This is a genomic window from Vagococcus humatus, assembly GCF_003950325.1.
Lineage (GTDB): Bacteria > Bacillota > Bacilli > Lactobacillales > Vagococcaceae > Vagococcus_C > Vagococcus_C humatus.
Map to the genome: position 1 here is coordinate 46111 of NZ_PXZH01000001.1, position 16294 is coordinate 62404.

At 35.2% G+C, this 16294-nt stretch carries 18 protein-coding genes; 16 read left to right on the forward strand and 2 right to left on the reverse strand.

The window, feature by feature from the left end; all coding sequences use genetic code 11:
- Positions 1-91: 91 nt before the first annotated feature.
- The 4 genes from C7P63_RS00260 (at position 92) to C7P63_RS00275 (ending at position 4020) form a co-directional block, all read left to right on the forward strand.
- Positions 92-460 carry a MerR family transcriptional regulator gene (locus tag C7P63_RS00260; protein ID WP_125942161.1) on the forward strand — a complete coding sequence of 123 codons (369 nt, stop codon included), beginning with the start codon at positions 92-94 and terminating at the stop codon, positions 458-460.
- Between the two features lie 30 nt (positions 461-490).
- Positions 491-1831 carry a type I glutamate--ammonia ligase gene (gene glnA, locus C7P63_RS00265; protein ID WP_125942162.1) on the forward strand — a complete coding sequence of 447 codons (1341 nt, stop codon included), beginning with the start codon at positions 491-493 and terminating at the stop codon, positions 1829-1831.
- Positions 1832-1969: 138 nt separating this feature from the next.
- Positions 1970-3691: a phospho-sugar mutase gene (locus C7P63_RS00270; RefSeq protein ID WP_125942163.1), complete on the forward strand. Its 1722-nt coding sequence runs from the start codon at positions 1970-1972 to the stop codon at positions 3689-3691.
- Positions 3692-3717: 26 nt separating this feature from the next.
- A complete protein-coding gene (locus tag C7P63_RS00275; RefSeq protein ID WP_125943038.1) occupies positions 3718-4020 on the forward strand; it encodes an ArsR/SmtB family transcription factor in 303 nt (100 codons plus the stop codon).
- 32 nt (positions 4021-4052) lie between these two features.
- On the opposite strand, the gene C7P63_RS00280 is transcribed toward C7P63_RS00275, so the two are convergent.
- Together C7P63_RS00280 and C7P63_RS00285 are read right to left on the reverse strand one after the other, a co-directional pair.
- Entirely contained in the window at positions 4053-4394 is a 342-nt protein-coding gene (locus C7P63_RS00280) for a carboxymuconolactone decarboxylase family protein (RefSeq protein WP_125942164.1), read from the reverse strand.
- A gap of 78 nt (positions 4395-4472) precedes the next feature.
- Positions 4473-5300, reverse strand: a complete 828-nt coding sequence (locus C7P63_RS00285; protein ID WP_125942165.1) for a pyruvate, water dikinase regulatory protein — start codon at positions 5298-5300, stop codon at positions 4473-4475.
- Between the two features lie 68 nt (positions 5301-5368).
- On the opposite strand from C7P63_RS00285, the gene C7P63_RS00290 reads away from it, so the two are divergent.
- From C7P63_RS00290 to C7P63_RS00345, 12 genes are all read left to right on the forward strand, one after another.
- A complete protein-coding gene (locus C7P63_RS00290) occupies positions 5369-5833 on the forward strand; it encodes a Fur family transcriptional regulator (RefSeq protein ID WP_424580125.1) in 465 nt (154 codons plus the stop codon).
- Between the two features lie 109 nt (positions 5834-5942).
- Positions 5943-6119: a 30S ribosomal protein S21 gene (rpsU, locus tag C7P63_RS00295; RefSeq protein WP_086343118.1), complete on the forward strand. Its 177-nt coding sequence runs from the start codon at positions 5943-5945 to the stop codon at positions 6117-6119.
- 25 nt (positions 6120-6144) lie between these two features.
- Entirely contained in the window at positions 6145-6594 is a 450-nt protein-coding gene (locus C7P63_RS00300; RefSeq protein ID WP_125942167.1) for a GatB/YqeY domain-containing protein, read from the forward strand.
- 142 nt (positions 6595-6736) lie between these two features.
- On the forward strand, positions 6737-7702 hold the full coding sequence (locus C7P63_RS00305) for a PhoH family protein (RefSeq protein WP_125943039.1): 966 nt from the start codon (positions 6737-6739) through the stop codon (positions 7700-7702).
- Positions 7703-7729: 27 nt separating this feature from the next.
- Positions 7730-9922, forward strand: a complete 2193-nt coding sequence (locus tag C7P63_RS00310) for an HD family phosphohydrolase (protein WP_125942168.1) — start codon at positions 7730-7732, stop codon at positions 9920-9922.
- A 1-nt stretch (position 9923) separates the two neighbouring features.
- The gene (gene ybeY, locus C7P63_RS00315) at positions 9924-10406 is read left to right on the forward strand and encodes an rRNA maturation RNase YbeY (RefSeq protein ID WP_125942169.1); all 483 of its coding nucleotides are present in this window, start codon (positions 9924-9926) and stop codon (positions 10404-10406) included.
- Positions 10390-10791 (forward strand): diacylglycerol kinase family protein, encoded by a 402-nt coding sequence (locus tag C7P63_RS00320; protein WP_125942170.1) that lies wholly within the window; start codon positions 10390-10392, stop codon positions 10789-10791. The genes ybeY and C7P63_RS00320 overlap by 17 nt, the downstream gene beginning before the upstream one ends.
- Before the next feature lie 18 nt (positions 10792-10809).
- Entirely contained in the window at positions 10810-11712 is a 903-nt protein-coding gene (gene era, locus C7P63_RS00325) for a GTPase Era (protein ID WP_125942171.1), read from the forward strand.
- Between the two features lie 35 nt (positions 11713-11747).
- On the forward strand, positions 11748-12515 hold the full coding sequence (gene recO / locus C7P63_RS00330) for a DNA repair protein RecO (RefSeq protein ID WP_125942172.1): 768 nt from the start codon (positions 11748-11750) through the stop codon (positions 12513-12515).
- A 288-nt stretch (positions 12516-12803) separates the two neighbouring features.
- Positions 12804-13709 carry a glycine--tRNA ligase subunit alpha gene (gene glyQ, locus C7P63_RS00335; RefSeq protein ID WP_125942173.1) on the forward strand — a complete coding sequence of 302 codons (906 nt, stop codon included), beginning with the start codon at positions 12804-12806 and terminating at the stop codon, positions 13707-13709.
- Positions 13709-15802 (forward strand): glycine--tRNA ligase subunit beta, encoded by a 2094-nt coding sequence (gene glyS, locus C7P63_RS00340; protein ID WP_125942174.1) that lies wholly within the window; start codon positions 13709-13711, stop codon positions 15800-15802. Before glyQ ends, glyS begins: the two co-directional genes overlap by 1 nt.
- A 14-nt stretch (positions 15803-15816) precedes the next feature.
- Complete coding sequence (locus C7P63_RS00345) at positions 15817-16197, forward strand: RidA family protein (protein WP_125942175.1); 381 nt, start codon at positions 15817-15819, stop codon at positions 16195-16197.
- Positions 16198-16294: the final 97 nt, after the last annotated feature.

Here is a 16294-nt window from a genome sequence, read left to right on the forward strand (position 1 = left end):
CGTTTTCCATGTTAGAAAACCTAACATGGTTTGTTGACAAGTTTTTTTTCAACTGATATTCTGAACTCAGTTGTAAGAAAAGGTGATAGCAATGGGGGAAAAAGAGTTACGAAAATCAATGGCAGTTTTTCCAATTGGTACAGTCATTCGTTTGACTGGGCTAACTGCTCGGCAGATTAGATATTATGAAGAACAAGAATTGGTATTTCCAAAACGAAGTGAAGGAAATCGCCGCTTATTTTCTTTAAATGATGTTGATCGGCTATTAGATATTCATGATTTCTTAAAAGATAGGTTCACTATGGCAGATATTCGCCAGTATTATGCACTAGAAAAAGAAAAACAACAGAGAAAAGAGCAAGAGATGACGGATAGACAAGTTCGCCGTTTGTTTCAAGATGAACTGTTAAGTGAAAGTGGCCTAAGTAATCCTACCGTAAACTCACACAACTTACGCTAATTAATCCACCTATTTGAAGGGATGACTTGCATGAAAAAAGATGAGAAAAGAATTGCTGAGATTAAAACGATTGCCCAAGATGAAAATGTTCGTTTTTTACGTTTAATGTTTACTGATGTATTAGGAACTATTAAAAATGTTGAGGTACCTATTAGTCAGCTAGACAAAGTATTGGACAACAAAATGATGTTCGATGGTTCTTCCATTGAGGGATTCGTTCGGATTGAAGAAAGTGATATGTATTTATATCCTGATTTAGATACTTGGTTAATTTTTCCATGGGAAAGTGATTGCGGGAAAGTAGCTCGGTTGATTTGTGATATCTATACACCAAGTGGGGAAGCTTTTAAGGGAGATCCTCGTGGCAATTTGAAAAGAGTTGTTAAAGAAATGCAAGAATTTGGCTTTACTTCTTTTAACTTAGGACCAGAACCAGAATTCTTTTTATTTAAGTTAGATGAAAATCATCGTCCAACTCGTCATCTAAATGATCAAGGTGGTTATTTCGACTTATCTCCAACAGATTTAGGAGAAAATTGTCGCCGCGATATTGTGCTGGAATTAGAACGTTTAGGGTTTGAAGTAGAAGCTTCTCATCATGAATGTGCTCCAGGTCAACATGAAATTGATTTTAAATATGCCGATGTAGTCGAGGCATGTGATAATATCCAAACATTCAAACTTGTGGTTCGTACAATCGCTAGAAAACATGGCCTTCACGCTACGTTTATGCCTAAACCGTTGTTTGGGATTGCTGGTTCAGGGATGCACTGTAACATGTCGTTATTTAACGAACAAGGCAATGCCTTCTTTGATGAAAATGGCCCAAGACAACTAAGTCCTTATGCTTATCAATTTTTAGCTGGTTTACTAGAACATGCCCGTGGTTACACAGCGATTTGTAACCCAATCGTTAATTCTTATCGCCGATTAGTAGCTGGATTTGAAGCCCCTGTTTATGTAGCTTGGAGTGGTCAAAACCGTTCGCCTTTAATCAGAGTTCCTGAATCTCGCGGATTGTCTACGCGGTTAGAATTACGATCAGTAGATCCAGCTGCCAATCCTTATTTAGCTATGGCAGTTTTGTTGGAATGTGGACTAGATGGGATTAGAAACCAATTAGAAGCTCCAGCTGAGATTAACCGAAACATTTATGTGATGACCGACGAAGAACGTCAAGAGGCAAATATTACTGACTTGCCTTCAACCCTTTATAATGCAGTAAAAGCATTGAAACAGGATGAAGTGGTGAAGAGAGCGCTAGGTCATCATATTTTTGAAAATTTTGTAGAAGCAAAAAGTTTGGAATGGAATGCTTATCGTCAACAAGTATCAGAATGGGAAATTGAGCAGTATTTAGAATTGTATTAAGATAACTAAGAAGCGAGAAATTTTTCTCGCTTTTTTTGTTTGGTTAAATTTTTAATAATGTCTAAACCAGTAGATTACAGTAGAAAAAAATAATGGTATACTTGAGTCAATGTAAAATATTAGAAAGAGGTGGCTTACATGACTTGGCAACAAGTATATAAGCAGTGGCAGGAATTTCCTGAACTAGATTTATTTGTTAAAGATAATTTAAACCATTATAAAAATAACGAAGCAGAGTTAGAAGATGCTTTTTATGCACCATTAGAATTTGGCACCGCAGGCATGAGAGGGATTATTGGAGCAGGTATTAACCGAATGAACATTTACACTGTTCGCCAAGCAACAGAAGGACTAGCTCAACTAATTATTCAAAAAGGAGAAAAAGCTAAAAAACGAGGGGTAGCTATTGCCTACGATTCTAGACATCAATCCCCAGAATTTGCAATGGAAGCAGCCAAAGTTTTGGCTTGCCGAGATATTCAAGCTTATGTATTTGAAAGTTTAAGACCTACCCCAGAACTTTCATTTGCGGTTCGACACTTTGATTGTGTAGCAGGTATTATGATTACAGCTAGTCATAATCCAGCTGCCTATAATGGCTACAAAGTCTACGGAGAAGACGGGGGACAAATGCCGCCAAAAGATGCGGATGCTTTGACTGAATTAGTAAGAAAAGTTGCTAACCCACTTACGGTTGAAACTGTAGAGAATGAACACCATCCTCTTATTCAAATAATAGGTGAGAAAGTGGATCAAGCTTACTTAGAAGAAATGAAAGCTGTTACCTTAGATCACTCATTAATTGAAACATACGGAAAAGAGTTAAAATTAGTTTTTACACCGTTACATGGAACAGGTAAAATGTTAGGGGAACGAGCATTAAAACAAGCTGGCTTCGAGCAATTTGTATTAGTCCCAGAACAAGCTATTCCAGATCCTAACTTTACCACAGTAAAATCTCCTAACCCTGAAGAATATAGTGCCTTTGAATATGCGATAGCTTTAGGTAAAGAAGAACAAGCGGATTTATTAATTGCCACTGATCCAGATGCAGATAGATTAGGTGCTGCTGTTCGTTTGCCAGACGGAGAGTATCAAGTTTTAACTGGTAACCAACTTGCTGCATTAATGTTAGATTATATTTTAAATTATTTAGAAACAACCAACCAAATGCCTAAAAATTCTGCTGTAGTTAAATCGATTGTGTCTAGTGAGTTAGCCACAGCTATTTGTGATAAACATCAAGTTAGTATGTTTAATGTGTTAACTGGTTTTAAATTTATTGCAGAAAAAATTAAAGAATTTGAAACTAGCCAAACTCATCACTTTTTATTTGGGTTTGAAGAAAGTTACGGCTATTTAGTTCAACCCTTTGTAAGAGATAAAGATGCTATTCAGGCGTTAATTTTATTAGCAGAAGTAGCAGCTTATTATAAAAAACAAGGCCTTACTTTGTATGACGGTCTTCAACGTATCTTTAAAGAGTATGGATTCCACAAAGAAGTGACGATTCCAATCACAATGAGTGGGATTGAAGGAGTAGCTAAAATTAAACAAATTATGAAAGAAACTAGGGAGAAAGAATTAACCGAATTTGGCGGGGAAAAAGTAATTTTAACAGAAGACTTTTTGAGTCAACAAGGAAAAGATTATATTACAAATCAAGAGCATAGATTAGAACTTCCTAGTGCCAATGTGTTAAAATATCATTTAGAAGATGGTAGTTGGGTAGCTATTCGTCCATCAGGGACAGAACCTAAAATTAAGTTTTACATGGGAGTTAAAGCAGAAAATCAAGCAGAAGCTACTAAAAAAATTGACTGCATAAAAGCTACCATTAACCAATTAACCGCTGACTAAACAAAAAGGAGTGATGGTGATTGGGAATAGAGATAACGCCAGACTTGATTGTTCAAGTAAGCCATTTATACAAAGCGCTAAGTGATCCAACTCGTTTGCGCATTTTGACACTGCTAGAAGCTCATGAGGAGCTAAATGTCGGAAAGATTGTGGATAAAATTGGTTTAGAACAGTCAGCTGTGTCGCATCAGCTAAAGATTTTACGAGATAACCATTTAGTTAAGACGAGAAAAGTAGGAAAAGTGGTTTATTATTCATTAGATGATGCCCATGTGGTAGATATCTTATCGGAAACGTTTGAACATATTTATCATCAAAAAAAGCTCTGACATAGTAAAAGTCAGAGCTTTTTTAGCATGAATTATTTTTCGATAAGAGAGTTAGCGATATCTAGTGCTTTTGCACCGTAAACCGTAGAAGGTCCTCCGCCCATCATAATGGCTACGTTAACTACTTCAGCGATTTCTTCTAGAGTTGCACCCATCATGACACAAGAGCGTGTATGAGATAGAATACAGCCTTCACAACGAACTGCAATAGCAATTCCAAGAGAAATTAACTCTTTAGTTTTTTTATCAAGCGCTGCATCTTTAATGACTTCTCCGTGAACTTGTCCGAAAGCTTTCATAACGTCTGGAGACATTTTTCCGAGTAAGCGGTTATTTTCTCCTAGTTGTTTGAATTGATCTGTGTAATCTGCCATTAAATAACATCCTTTCTTTATTTATACTGCTAGTATAAATAATTTGAAACCCAAATCAAAATATTATGCTTACAAGAATTAGGCGTAATAGCTTCGGTCTTCTAATTTAAGTTCTTTTAGAATGATGGCAGCAGTTTCTTCAATGGATAAATCTGCTACATTGATAACAATACAGCCAAGTTGACGGTATAAATCATTAGCGAATTCCAATTCTTCCTGAATTTTATCTAAGTTAGAATAAGAAGTGTTAGGATCTAGTCCGTAAGCTTTCATTCGTTCTTGTCTAATTTTATTTAAGATAATCGGGTCATTAGTCAAGCCAACAATTTTTTTAGGATCAACTTCCCACAATTGTTTAGGAATATGAGCTTGAGGGACTAAAGGTAAATTGGCCACTTTTAGATTTTTATTGGCTAAAAATAAACTAAGAGGAGTTTTAGAAGTACGTGAAACACCTAGTAATACAATATCTGCTTCTAGAAAACCTTTAGGATCTTTCCCGTCATCATACTTAACCGCAAATTCCATGGCATTAATTCGGTTAAAGTAATTTTGATTAAGGGAGTGAAGTGCACCAGCTACACGACTTGGTTGCTCACCAGAACGTCTGTAGATTTCGTTCATAATAGGGGACATTAGATCCATGCAAAACAAGTTGTGCTCACCGCAATATTCATTGGCTATATGAACAAATTGATCAGAAGTCAGAGTGTGGATGACAATGGCATCATGGTCATCAGCGTCTTTTAACGCACGGAGTAATTCGTCCTTTTCAGTAATAAATGTTCGTCTAACTAAAGTGATATTGACATTTAGATATTGGGCAATGGAAGCTTGCGCAATTTTGGCTGCTGTTTCTCCTACTGAATCAGAAATAATATAAATATAGATATTTGTTTTGGTCATAAAAGTTCCCCTTCTTGATTTTCTCTTAACATTATTATAGCATATATTTGACAAAGAAAAGGGTGGATATGATGGGAGAAAGACAACTCAATCAAGCATTAGAGCTTTTAAAAGCACAAGGATTTAAATATACTAAAAAACGGGAAAAAATGTTAACTTTTTTTATTCATCAGGATAAATATGTAAGTGCTAAAGAAGTATATGATTTTATGAGTACTTCTTTTGAAGGCATTAGTTATGATACTATTTACCGCAATTTAAATGATTTTGTAGAATTAGGTCTTTTAGAAGAAACTGAATTAAACGGGGAACGAAAATTTAGGTATCATTGTGGGCATCATGTAGGCCATCACCATCATTTTATTTGTTTAACTTGTGGCTCTACTAAAGAGATTACCATTTGTCCAATGAATGACTTAGGGGATGAGTTAGACGGATATGAGATTGAAGGGCACCGCTTTGAAATTTTTGGCATTTGTCCAAATTGCTTAAAAAGTGATAAAAAAATGATAGATACGCAAAAGAATAGTTGACGTAAATTTACTGATTCGCTATAATACTATAAGAACAGTTTTTTAGTGTTTAATAATCATTAAACGATGAAAAACGGTTACTTTTCAAGCTCGGAGGGAGGGAATTTACATGTCAAAAACAGTCGTTCGTAAAAACGAATCTCTTGATGATGCTCTTCGTCGCTTCAAACGTTCCGTTTCTAAAACTGGTACTTTACAAGAATATCGTAAACGCGAATACTATGAAAAACCTAGTGTTAAGCGTAAGAAAAAATCTGAAGCAGCTAGAAAACGTAAGAAATTTTAGTTTTCTGTGATAGGAGCTGAACGAAATGTCGCTTATTAACGTGTTAAACGAAGATATAAAAAAAGCGATGAAAGCTAAGGATAAACCAACCTTAGCAGTCTTAAGAATGTTGAAATCCGCCATTCAAAATGAGCAAATCAACAAAGGGCAACCGTTAACTGCAGATGAGGAATTAACAGTACTGGCTCGAGAAATGAAACAGCGTAAAGATTCATTAGAATCCTTTACACAAGCTGGACGCGATGATTTGGTCGAACAAGTAAAAGCGGAAATTGTGGTGGTAGAAACCTATATGCCAAAACAATTAACAGAAACAGAACTAAGCACAATCCTTTCAGAAGTCATTCAACAAGTGGGGGCAACCTCTATGAAAGATTTTGGTAAAGTGATGGGTGCTGCTATGCCTAAAGTTAAAGGTAAAGCTGATGGTAATCAAGTTCAGTCGCTGGTTAAACAGTTGTTAAAAACCACATAGATTAAGATTAAAATCCCAAGATGATTCTTGGGATTTTTTTATTTGCCTAAGGAGCGGACAGATTCTTTTACCCATCTTTAAATTGTGGTATGATTTGAGTATAATATGATGATAAATCAATAAAGGAGTTGTTCCGTTTTTGATAGAACAAGAAAAATATTCGATTGAGTTACAAGTATATAGTCAAGAAGAATTACATCAGTTATTTGGAGCTCAAGATAAATTTTTAAAATTAATAGAAGACAATCAACATGTGACGATTCATAATCGTGGAGAAATTATTCAAGTTTCAGGTGAAGAAGTAGCTGTTCAGCGAACGGTTGCTGTGTTGAAAAAATTAAGGCTATTAATTAACCGAGGAGTTCCTGTAAATACACCAGATGTTGTTACAGGGCTAAAAATGGCCAATCAAGGCACTTTGGATTATTTTTTAGATATGTATGAAGAAGAAATTTTAAAAGATCATACAGGAAAACCTATTCGTGTAAAAAGTTTAGGACAAAAGCATTACATTGATACGATTAAGAAAAAAGATATTACGTTTGGCATTGGGCCAGCTGGAACTGGTAAAACCTATTTAGCAGTAGTTATGGCTGTTCAAGCTTTGAAACAAGGGCAAGTCCAAAAAATTATTTTGACAAGACCGGCAGTTGAAGCAGGAGAAAGTTTAGGTTTTTTACCAGGGGACTTAAAGGAGAAGGTGGATCCTTATTTACGTCCGGTGTATGATGCGTTATATTCTGTTTTTGGTGTAGATCATACCAATCGTTTAATGGAGCGAGGTATTATTGAAATTGCGCCCCTTGCTTATATGCGTGGTCGTACTTTAGAAGACTCTTTTGTTATTTTAGATGAAGCTCAAAATACAACTATTGCTCAAATGAAAATGTTTTTAACTCGGTTAGGCTTTAACTCTAAGATGATTGTCAACGGAGACGTGTCTCAGATTGACTTACCTAGAGGAGTGACTAGTGGTTTAGTCCATGCTTCTAGACATTTAACTCATATTCGCCGAATTGGCTTTGTTACTTTTGAGTCAAGTGATGTAGTGAGACATCCAGTTGTAGCTGAAATCATTGATGCATACGAACAAGAGAATAAGTCCTAACAGTTTTTTTAAGTCAGGAGGATCTATATGAAAATTGAAATGAGTTCGATGCATAAACAAATTAAACAAAAACATTTATGGGTTATTTGTTTAATCTTTGGGTTTATTTTATTTGTTATGTTGTTTAATAATGTTAGACAAAAAGAAGTTCATATTAAAGAAGGGCAACTAGCTGAAGAAACGATCCGAGCGAATAAAACCATTGAAGATAAGATAGAAACAGAAGAGAAAAAACGACTAGCCGCTGAGGCGGTTAGTCCAGAGTATATCTATGATGAAGAAGTCGCCAAAAAACAAGTGACGTTAATTGATCAAATGTTTGCTCTTATTTCTGAAGTGAATGTGGATGCTGAAAAGGACTATCAGCAGCGTAAAAGTAAGGAAAAAGAAGGAACTATTCAGCCTGCAACGAAAGAGCAAAAAATTGCTTCTTTGAAAAAGAAATATGAGTCTATCAGCCAAGATGATGTACCTTTTTATCAAAGTTTTCCTAATATTTTTTATGAAGAAATTTTTAGCATTTCAGAAGATGACTTTAATATAGTCCGGACTCAAAGTGTCAAGCTAGTGAAAGAGGCCATGAGTGATCATGTTAGAAGTAGTAACTTATCTACAGTCAGACAAAATGCCAATGATAAAATTCAGTATTTAGACATTTCCAGTAATATTTCACAATTAATTAAATATATTATTGACCGAGGTATTGTGATTAATGAAATTTCTAATGACAAAAAAACCCAAGAATTACGGGAACAAGCGAAAAATAATGTAAGTCCTGTCATGATCTACCAAGGTGAAGTAGTTGTTAGAGAAGGGGTACAAATTGACGCTAAAGCTATTCAAAAGTTAAATCAATTAGGCATGACCAATAAACAAACCTCTATTTTTCCTTTGATCGCGTTGTTGCTATTGATTTCTTTACAAATAGGGATGTTACTTTATTTTGTACAATTAATGACCACATTAGAGGATAAAATCCGTTTAACTGTTTTTTATGTGTTAACAATGACGATTAGTGTTGCTTTTATGATGTTACTGCAATTGTTTCAAACTGAAGCCACTTCTTATGTTTCTATGTTATTCCCAGCAGCCTTCACCCCTCTTGTTTTAAATTTATTTATTCATAGGCGAGCTAGTATCATGGGGGCTTTATTCCAGGGAGCATTTTCTATATTTGTTTTTTATGATTTAGTAGGAACTAGTACTATTTTGTTAATTGCGATGAGCTACATGTTTACAGGGTTAATGGCAGCTTTAATTAAACGAGAAAGAATTGGACGACAATTAGGCACCGCAGCCTTATGGTTAATTATTTTTCCTATTTTGTTTGTGTTTGTGGTGATTACCTATCAAGGGATGACCTTTACGGACTCTAAAACTTTAGTGACCTTATTATGTGTTTCAGCTGGTAGTAGTTTTACTTACTTAATGTCTGTTGGGTTACATCCTTATATTGAGTTACTACTAAATGACGATAGTATGATTGTGTTAAATGAATTAAGTAACCCAAATCATCCTTTACTTAAACAGTTGCTAGAAGAAGCACCTGGGACTTATCATCACAGTATGATGGTAGCTAGTCTAAGTGCGAATGCAGTAGCTGATATTGGAGGAAGAAGTTTGGCAACGCGTGTTGGTTGTTATTACCATGACATAGGTAAAATTAAACATGCTAACTTTTTTGTGGAAAATTTACCAGCAGGAGCAGAAAATCCTCATAACTTCTTATTACCAGAAGACAGCCGAGAAATTATTTTTGGTCATGTTACCGAGGGTGTACGTATTTTAAAAGAATATAAAATGCCTAAAATGGTGTTAGATATTTGTGAGCAACATCACGGGACTACTTTAATGCGGTATTTTTATGTGAAAGCAAAAGAAAGAAATCCTGAAGTAAAGGAAAGTGATTTCCGTTATCCAGGACCTAAGCCACAAACCCGGGAAGCAGGAGTTGTTAGTTTAGCAGATACCTGTGAAGCGGCAGTTCGAGCAATGGGACATCCTACCAATGAAAAAATTGAAGAGTTTGTCCATGATTTAATTGAAAAACGAATTTTAGATGGTCAATTAGATGATTCTGGTTTAACCTTAAAAGAAATTAGAATTGTAGAAAAATCTATTATTAATGGACTATGTAGTACATTCCATTCTCGTATTAAATACCCTAAAATGAAATCTGAAGCAGAAGAAATGAAAAAAGAACAGGAAGAAAGAGGATAGTATGGATATAACATTAATAGATGAAACAAATAGCGTAACAGATAGCCATAGTAAGTTAGTTGAAGACATCCTTCAGTATGCAGGTACAGTGTTAGAATTACCAGAGAATACTGAAATGTCGGTAACCTTTGTTAATAATCAAGCCATTCAAGAAGTTAACCGAGACTACCGAGGAAAAGACGCACCGACAGATGTGATTAGTTTTGCTATTGAAGAGCTTGGTGAAGGGGAAATACCTATTAATTTTGAGGGGATGGAAGGGTTAGCAGATTTACCTCGAAATATTGGGGATATTCTTATTTCAACTGAGCGAACTCAGGAGCAAGCTGATGATTATGGTCATTCTTTTGAAAGAGAGTTAGGTTTTTTAGCTATCCACGGCTTTTTACATTTAAATGGCTATGATCATATGAATCCGGAAGAAGAGAAAGAAATGTTTTCTCTTCAAAGAAAGATTTTAGAAGATTATGGCTTACAAAGATAAAGGAAGTCAAGATTTTAAAAACAAAACATTTCTATCCTCTTTTGAGTTTGCAGTTCAAGGTTTGAGAACTGTCTTTAAAGAGGAAAGAAATATGAGGAAACATTGTAGGGTAGCTGTGCTAGTTATCCTACTTGGTTTCTTTTTTCATTTATCCATAAGTGAATGGTTATGGACTTTACTAGTGGTTTTTTTAGTCATTGTGATGGAAATCATCAACACGACTGTGGAAAATATAGTAGATTTAGTAACAAATTATCATTTTCATCCTCTTGCTAAAAAAGCCAAAGACATGGCAGCAGGAGCTGTATTATTTACTGCTTTACTAGCAGTTGTTGTAGGGAGTTTTATTTTTTTACCAAAGATTTGGCTCTTTATAGTTCATTAGAAGAAAGAGGAAACTAACGTGAAAGAAAATTTTAAATCAGGCTTTGTGGCCATTATTGGTCGGCCAAATGTAGGAAAGTCAACCTTATTAAATCGAATTGTTCGTCAAAAAATTGCTATTATGAGTGATAAAGCTCAAACGACACGTAATAAAATTCAAGGTGTGTATACAACAGAAGACACGCAACTTGTTTTTATCGACACACCAGGTATTCATAAACCACAATCTCGTTTAGGAGATTTTATGGTGGAAAGCGCCTATTCAGCTATTAGAGAAGTAGATGCAGTTATTTTCATGATTAGCGCAGACCAAAAGCGAGGAAAAGGTGATAACTTAATTATGGAACGTTTGCAAAATTGTGATGTTCCTGTATTTTTAGTCATTAACAAAATAGACAAAGTCCACCCTGATCAACTTTTACCTATGATTGAAGATTACCAAACTTGTATGAAGTTTACTGAGGTTGTGCCTATTTCAGCTACAGAGGGAAATAATGTGGAGAATTTATTAACCACTTTAGAAGGCTATATGCCAGAAGGCCCACAATACTATCCAGCAGACCAAGTAACAGATCACCCAGAGTATTTTATTGTATCTGAATTGGTACGAGAAAAAGTTTTGTTATTAACCAGAGAGGAAGTTCCTCATTCTGTGGCAGTCGTAGTAGAAAGTATGAAGCGAGATGAGTATGATAAAATTCATATTCAAGCGACTATTATTGTGGAAAGAAGTAGTCAAAAAGGAATTATTATTGGTAAAGGCGGAAGTATGTTAAAAGATATTGGGATTAAAGCGCGTAAAGATATTGAAAACTTGTTAGGAAATAAAGTTTATTTAGAGTTATGGGTTAAAGTTCAAAAGAATTGGCGAGATAAAGAACGTTACTTACAAGATTATGGCTACCGTGAAATAGATTATTAAGACTACAACTGTCAGACTAGAAAGGAAGAGATTCTGTGGGGCAAGGAATTCAGGAAACGGAAGGGATTGTCCTTTACCGTAAAAATTACCGAGAGAAAGATTTACTAGTTAAAATTTTTACGGAAAAATATGGAAAAATCATGTTTTTTGTTAAAAATGTCAAACGGGTCAATCATCCCTTAAAATTAGCAGTTACTCCTTTTACAGAGTCTCTTTATATAGCCTCTATTCGACCAGAAGGCTTATCTTTTTTAAATGACAGTAAAGACACCCATGTATTTAAGCAGCTTCAGCTAGATATTTTTCTTAATGCTTATGGTACTTACTTATTAAATTTAGTAGACGTAGCGATTGAAGATAAACGATATGATCCTGCCTTATATGGTTTTTTAAAACAGGCGTTAACCTACTTAGATGAGGGGCAAGATCCAGAAGTTATTACTAATATTTTTGAGGTGCAACTGTTAGACCGATTTGGCTATCAGTTTAACTGGCAACAATGTGGGGTTTGCGGAAAAACCACAGGGGTGTTTGATTTTTCTTCTAAGTACCATGGCATTCTATGTCAGGAACATTTTTCAATGGATGACAGACGTTATCATGCTAATCCTCGAAGTATTCACTTTTTGCGTTTGTTTTCTCAGATTTCCTTAGATCAAATTCAACGGATTGATTTAAAAGATGAAACCAAAGAGATGATTAGACAAACAATAGATGCTATTTATGAAGAATATGTAGGGGTTCATTTAAAAAGTAAAAAATTTTTGGATGACATGAAAAAATGGGAAAATGTTTTAAAATAGTGTAGCTTCTTCTTATTGACAAGGAATAGAGAAACAAGCTATTATAAAAGTAATAATAAGGACGTTGAAAGAGAAAAGTAGATAAATTAAATAATCTAGTAAGCGAGACTGGGAAAGTGGAAGCCAGTTCTAGATGATTTATTGAAAGGCACTCTGGAGTCAATCAAACGAAGTAGCTGATTACTTGTAATCAGAAGTAGGGTGGAACCGCGATTATTCGTCCCTATGTTTAACAGAACTGTTAAACATAGGGATTTTTTTATGCAAAAAAAGAAGAGGAGTATTCTTATGAAAAAAAAGTTAACTGTTCAACAAATGATTTTAACCTTACAGCAATATTGGTCTAGTCAAGGGTGTATGTTAATGCAAGCTTACGATACGGAAAAAGGAGCAGGAACTATGAGTCCTTATACTTTTTTACGTGCAATTGGACCAGAACCATGGGCAGCAGCCTATGTGGAGCCTTCTCGTCGACCAGATGATGGTCGTTACGGAGAAAATCCTAACCGTCTGTACCAACACCATCAATTTCAAGTAGTCATCAAACCATCTCCTGCTAATATTCAAGAACTTTATCTAGAAAGTTTAAGCTTATTAGGAATTGATCCTTTAAAACATGACATCCGGTTTGTAGAAGACAACTGGGCGAATCCTTCTATGGGATGTGCAGGGCTTGGTTGGGAAGTTTGGCTAGACGGGATGGAAATTACTCAATTTACTTATTTCCAACAAGTTGGTGGTTTAACTTGTAAACCTGTGACAGTTGAAATTACTTACGGAATTGAGCGTTTAGCTTCTTACATTCAAGAAGTGGAAAGTGTTTATGATTTAGAGTGGAAAGAAGGAGTTAAATACGGTGAAATTTTCATTCAACCAGAGTATGAGCATTCTAAGTATTCTTTTGAAGAAAGTAACCAAGAGATGCTTTTAACTTTATTTGAAATGTATCAAAAAGAAGCTCAAAAATGTATTGATTTAGGGTTAGTTCACCCAGCTTATGATTATGTTTTAAAATGTAGTCATGCCTTTAACTTACTAGATGCAAGAGGAGCTGTTTCTGTTACAGAACGGGCAGGTTATTTATCTCGTATTAGAAAAATGGCTCGTCAGTTAGCTAAGGCTTTTGTAGAAGAACGTAAGAAATTAGGATTTCCGTTACTGAAAGAAACTGAAACGGAACAGGAGGTAAAATAATGACTCATAACTTTTTATTAGAAATTGGTCTAGAAGAAATGCCAGCCCATGTGGTTGAGCCTAGCATGAGACAATTAAAAGAAAAAACCATCGCATTTTTAGAAGAAAATGTTTTAACCTATGAAAGTGTGGATATGTTTTCTACGCCTAGAAGACTAGCTGTGCGAATTAATGGCTTGGCTGATAAACAGGTTGATACTGAAGAAGAAGTCAAAGGACCTGCCAAAAAAATTGCGTTAGACAGTGAAGGAAACTGGACAAAAGCGGCCCAAGGGTTTGTTAGAGGTCAAGGTTTAACAGTAGAAGATATTTACTTTCAAGAAATCAAAGAAGTAGAATATGTGCACGTTCGTAAATTTACCGCTGGAAAAGGGGTAGAAGAAGTTCTACCAGGTTTGTTATCTGTCATTAAAAGCTTATCTTTCCCAGTTTCTATGCACTGGGCAAATTATGATATGTCATATATTCGGCCAATCCATTGGTTAGTTGCTCTATTAGACGACAAAGTGATTCCTTTTAGTCTGTTAGATGTAGAAACAGGTAGAGTGACTAGAGGACACCGTTTCTTAGGTCATGAAGCGGTGGAGATAGCTCATGCTAATCAGTACGAAGAAATAATGGAAAAAGAATATGTTGTAGTGGATTCAGCCAAACGTCAACAAATGATTGTGGATCAAATTCATGCCTTAGCGAAGGAACATCAATGGCAAGTGGATCAAGATAGTGATTTACTAGAAGAAGTTTCTAATTTAGTTGAATATCCAACTGCTTTTTATGGTAGTTTTGATGTGAAATATTTAGAGATTCCAACTGAAGTATTAGTGACTTCTATGAAAGAACACCAACGTTATTTTGACGTACATGACCAAGATGGAAAACTATTGCCTTTCTTTATTTCAGTTCGAAATGGTAATGGAGACTATTTAGAAAATGTCATTCGGGGAAATGAAAAAGTTTTAACCGCACGGTTAGAAGATGCTGCGTTCTTCTATGAAGAAGACAAAGCGTTAACGATTGAAGAATGTGTCGCTAAATTAAAACAAGTCACTTTCCATGAAAAAATAGGCACTATTTATGAGAAAATGCAACGGGTAGCAGTTTTTGCTAAGTTACTAGGAGAAAAAGTGGGCTTAACTGAAGAAGAATTAGCAGACTTAGACCGAGCAAGTCACATTTACAAATTTGACTTAGTGACTAATATGGTCGATGAGTTTCCTGAGCTGGAAGGGATTATGGGAGAAAAATATGCCTTAATGCAAGGAGAACCAGCTGGGGTTGCTACAGCAATTAGAGAGCATTATATGCCAATCTCTAGTGAAGGAAAATTACCTCAATCAACGGTTGGAGCAGTGTTAGCTGTGGCAGATAAACTAGATACAGTGATGACTTTCTTTGGTGTTGGCATGGTTCCAAGTGGCTCTAATGACCCTTATGCTTTGCGTAGACAAACTTACGGAGTGATCCGAATTGTAGTAGGAAAAGAATGGTCATTCCCACTTATTCCATTGTACAAAGAAATGGTCGCTTCAATTAATGCAGATCCTGAACGGTATGGATTAGAACTACCAGTTGAATCTGATGAGATTGAAGGCTTTGTAACTGGTCGAATGAAACAATTTTTATCTACTAAAGACATTCGCCATGACATTATTGAAGCAGCTACTCAGGCAAATCAAACCGATTTGTTCTTAATGGTAAGATCCGCTTTAATGTTAAAAGAGCATACTCAAGATATTGATTTTAAAACTTCTAATGAAGCTTTAACCCGTGTGATTAACTTAGCCTTAAAAGGAAAAGAGCTGCTATCAGAAGATGTAAATGCACCAGTTGATCCAAGCTTATTTGAAAATTCAGCGGAAAAAGATTTATATCAAGCAGTCGAAGGCGTATTAAATAACGCTTCAATGAGAACAATTGAAGAAAATTATGAGGAATTGAAAAAATTATCCCCGATTATTGAAAAATATTTTGACAACACTATGGTAATGGTAGATAATGACGCTGTAAGAAATAACAGACTGCGTCAATTGCAAAAGATAGCCAAGTTAGCTTTATCAATTGCCAGCCTAGATTTACTTATCACTAAAAACTAGGGGGAATATAACGAATGAAAAAAGTTGAAACTAACCAAGCACCAGCAGCGATTGGACCTTATGTACAAGGAAATATTGTGAACGGATTGCTATTTTCATCCGGTCAACTACCAATGGATCCAAAAACTGGTGAATTAGTAGAGGCAACCATCGAAGCACAAACTAAGCAAGCTATGGAAAATATCCGAGGTATTTTAGCATCAATGGATTTAGATTTTAATGCGGTTGTTAAAACAACTTGTTTCTTATCTGATATTCATCATTTTGCTAAATTTAATGAAGTTTATGGAACTTATTTTACTGAAAATCTTCCAGCTCGTTCTTGTTTTGAAGTTGCTTGTTTACCAAAAGATGCCTTAGTTGAAATTGAATTTATTGCAGAAGTAAAAGCTTAATAAGATTGACTAAAAATCACCTAGCCTTATGTTAAGGTTAGGTGATTTTTTTATGGGTGACTATAATCTTTTCAGAAAATAAACGTGAATATTTGTA

Excerpts from the sequence above, each read along its gene's own strand:
- C7P63_RS00260 (WP_125942161.1), top strand. The coding sequence starts at position 92 with ATGGGGGAAAAAGAGTTACGAAAATCAATGGCAGTTTTTCCAATTGGT.
- glnA (WP_125942162.1), top strand. The coding sequence starts at position 491 with ATGAAAAAAGATGAGAAAAGAATTGCTGAGATTAAAACGATTGCCCAA.
- C7P63_RS00270 (WP_125942163.1), top strand. The coding sequence starts at position 1,970 with ATGACTTGGCAACAAGTATATAAGCAGTGGCAGGAATTTCCTGAACTA.
- C7P63_RS00280 (WP_125942164.1), bottom strand. The coding sequence starts at position 4,394 with ATGGCAGATTACACAGATCAATTCAAACAACTAGGAGAAAATAACCGC.
- C7P63_RS00285 (WP_125942165.1), bottom strand. The coding sequence starts at position 5,300 with ATGACCAAAACAAATATCTATATTTATATTATTTCTGATTCAGTAGGA.
- C7P63_RS00290 (WP_424580125.1), top strand. The coding sequence starts at position 5,369 with ATGATGGGAGAAAGACAACTCAATCAAGCATTAGAGCTTTTAAAAGCA.
- rpsU (WP_086343118.1), top strand. The coding sequence starts at position 5,943 with ATGTCAAAAACAGTCGTTCGTAAAAACGAATCTCTTGATGATGCTCTT.
- C7P63_RS00300 (WP_125942167.1), top strand. The coding sequence starts at position 6,145 with ATGTCGCTTATTAACGTGTTAAACGAAGATATAAAAAAAGCGATGAAA.
- C7P63_RS00310 (WP_125942168.1), top strand. The coding sequence starts at position 7,730 with ATGAAAATTGAAATGAGTTCGATGCATAAACAAATTAAACAAAAACAT.
- ybeY (WP_125942169.1), top strand. The coding sequence starts at position 9,924 with ATGGATATAACATTAATAGATGAAACAAATAGCGTAACAGATAGCCAT.
- C7P63_RS00320 (WP_125942170.1), top strand. The coding sequence starts at position 10,390 with ATGGCTTACAAAGATAAAGGAAGTCAAGATTTTAAAAACAAAACATTT.
- glyQ (WP_125942173.1), top strand. The coding sequence starts at position 12,804 with ATGAAAAAAAAGTTAACTGTTCAACAAATGATTTTAACCTTACAGCAA.
- glyS (WP_125942174.1), top strand. The coding sequence starts at position 13,709 with ATGACTCATAACTTTTTATTAGAAATTGGTCTAGAAGAAATGCCAGCC.
- C7P63_RS00345 (WP_125942175.1), top strand. The coding sequence starts at position 15,817 with ATGAAAAAAGTTGAAACTAACCAAGCACCAGCAGCGATTGGACCTTAT.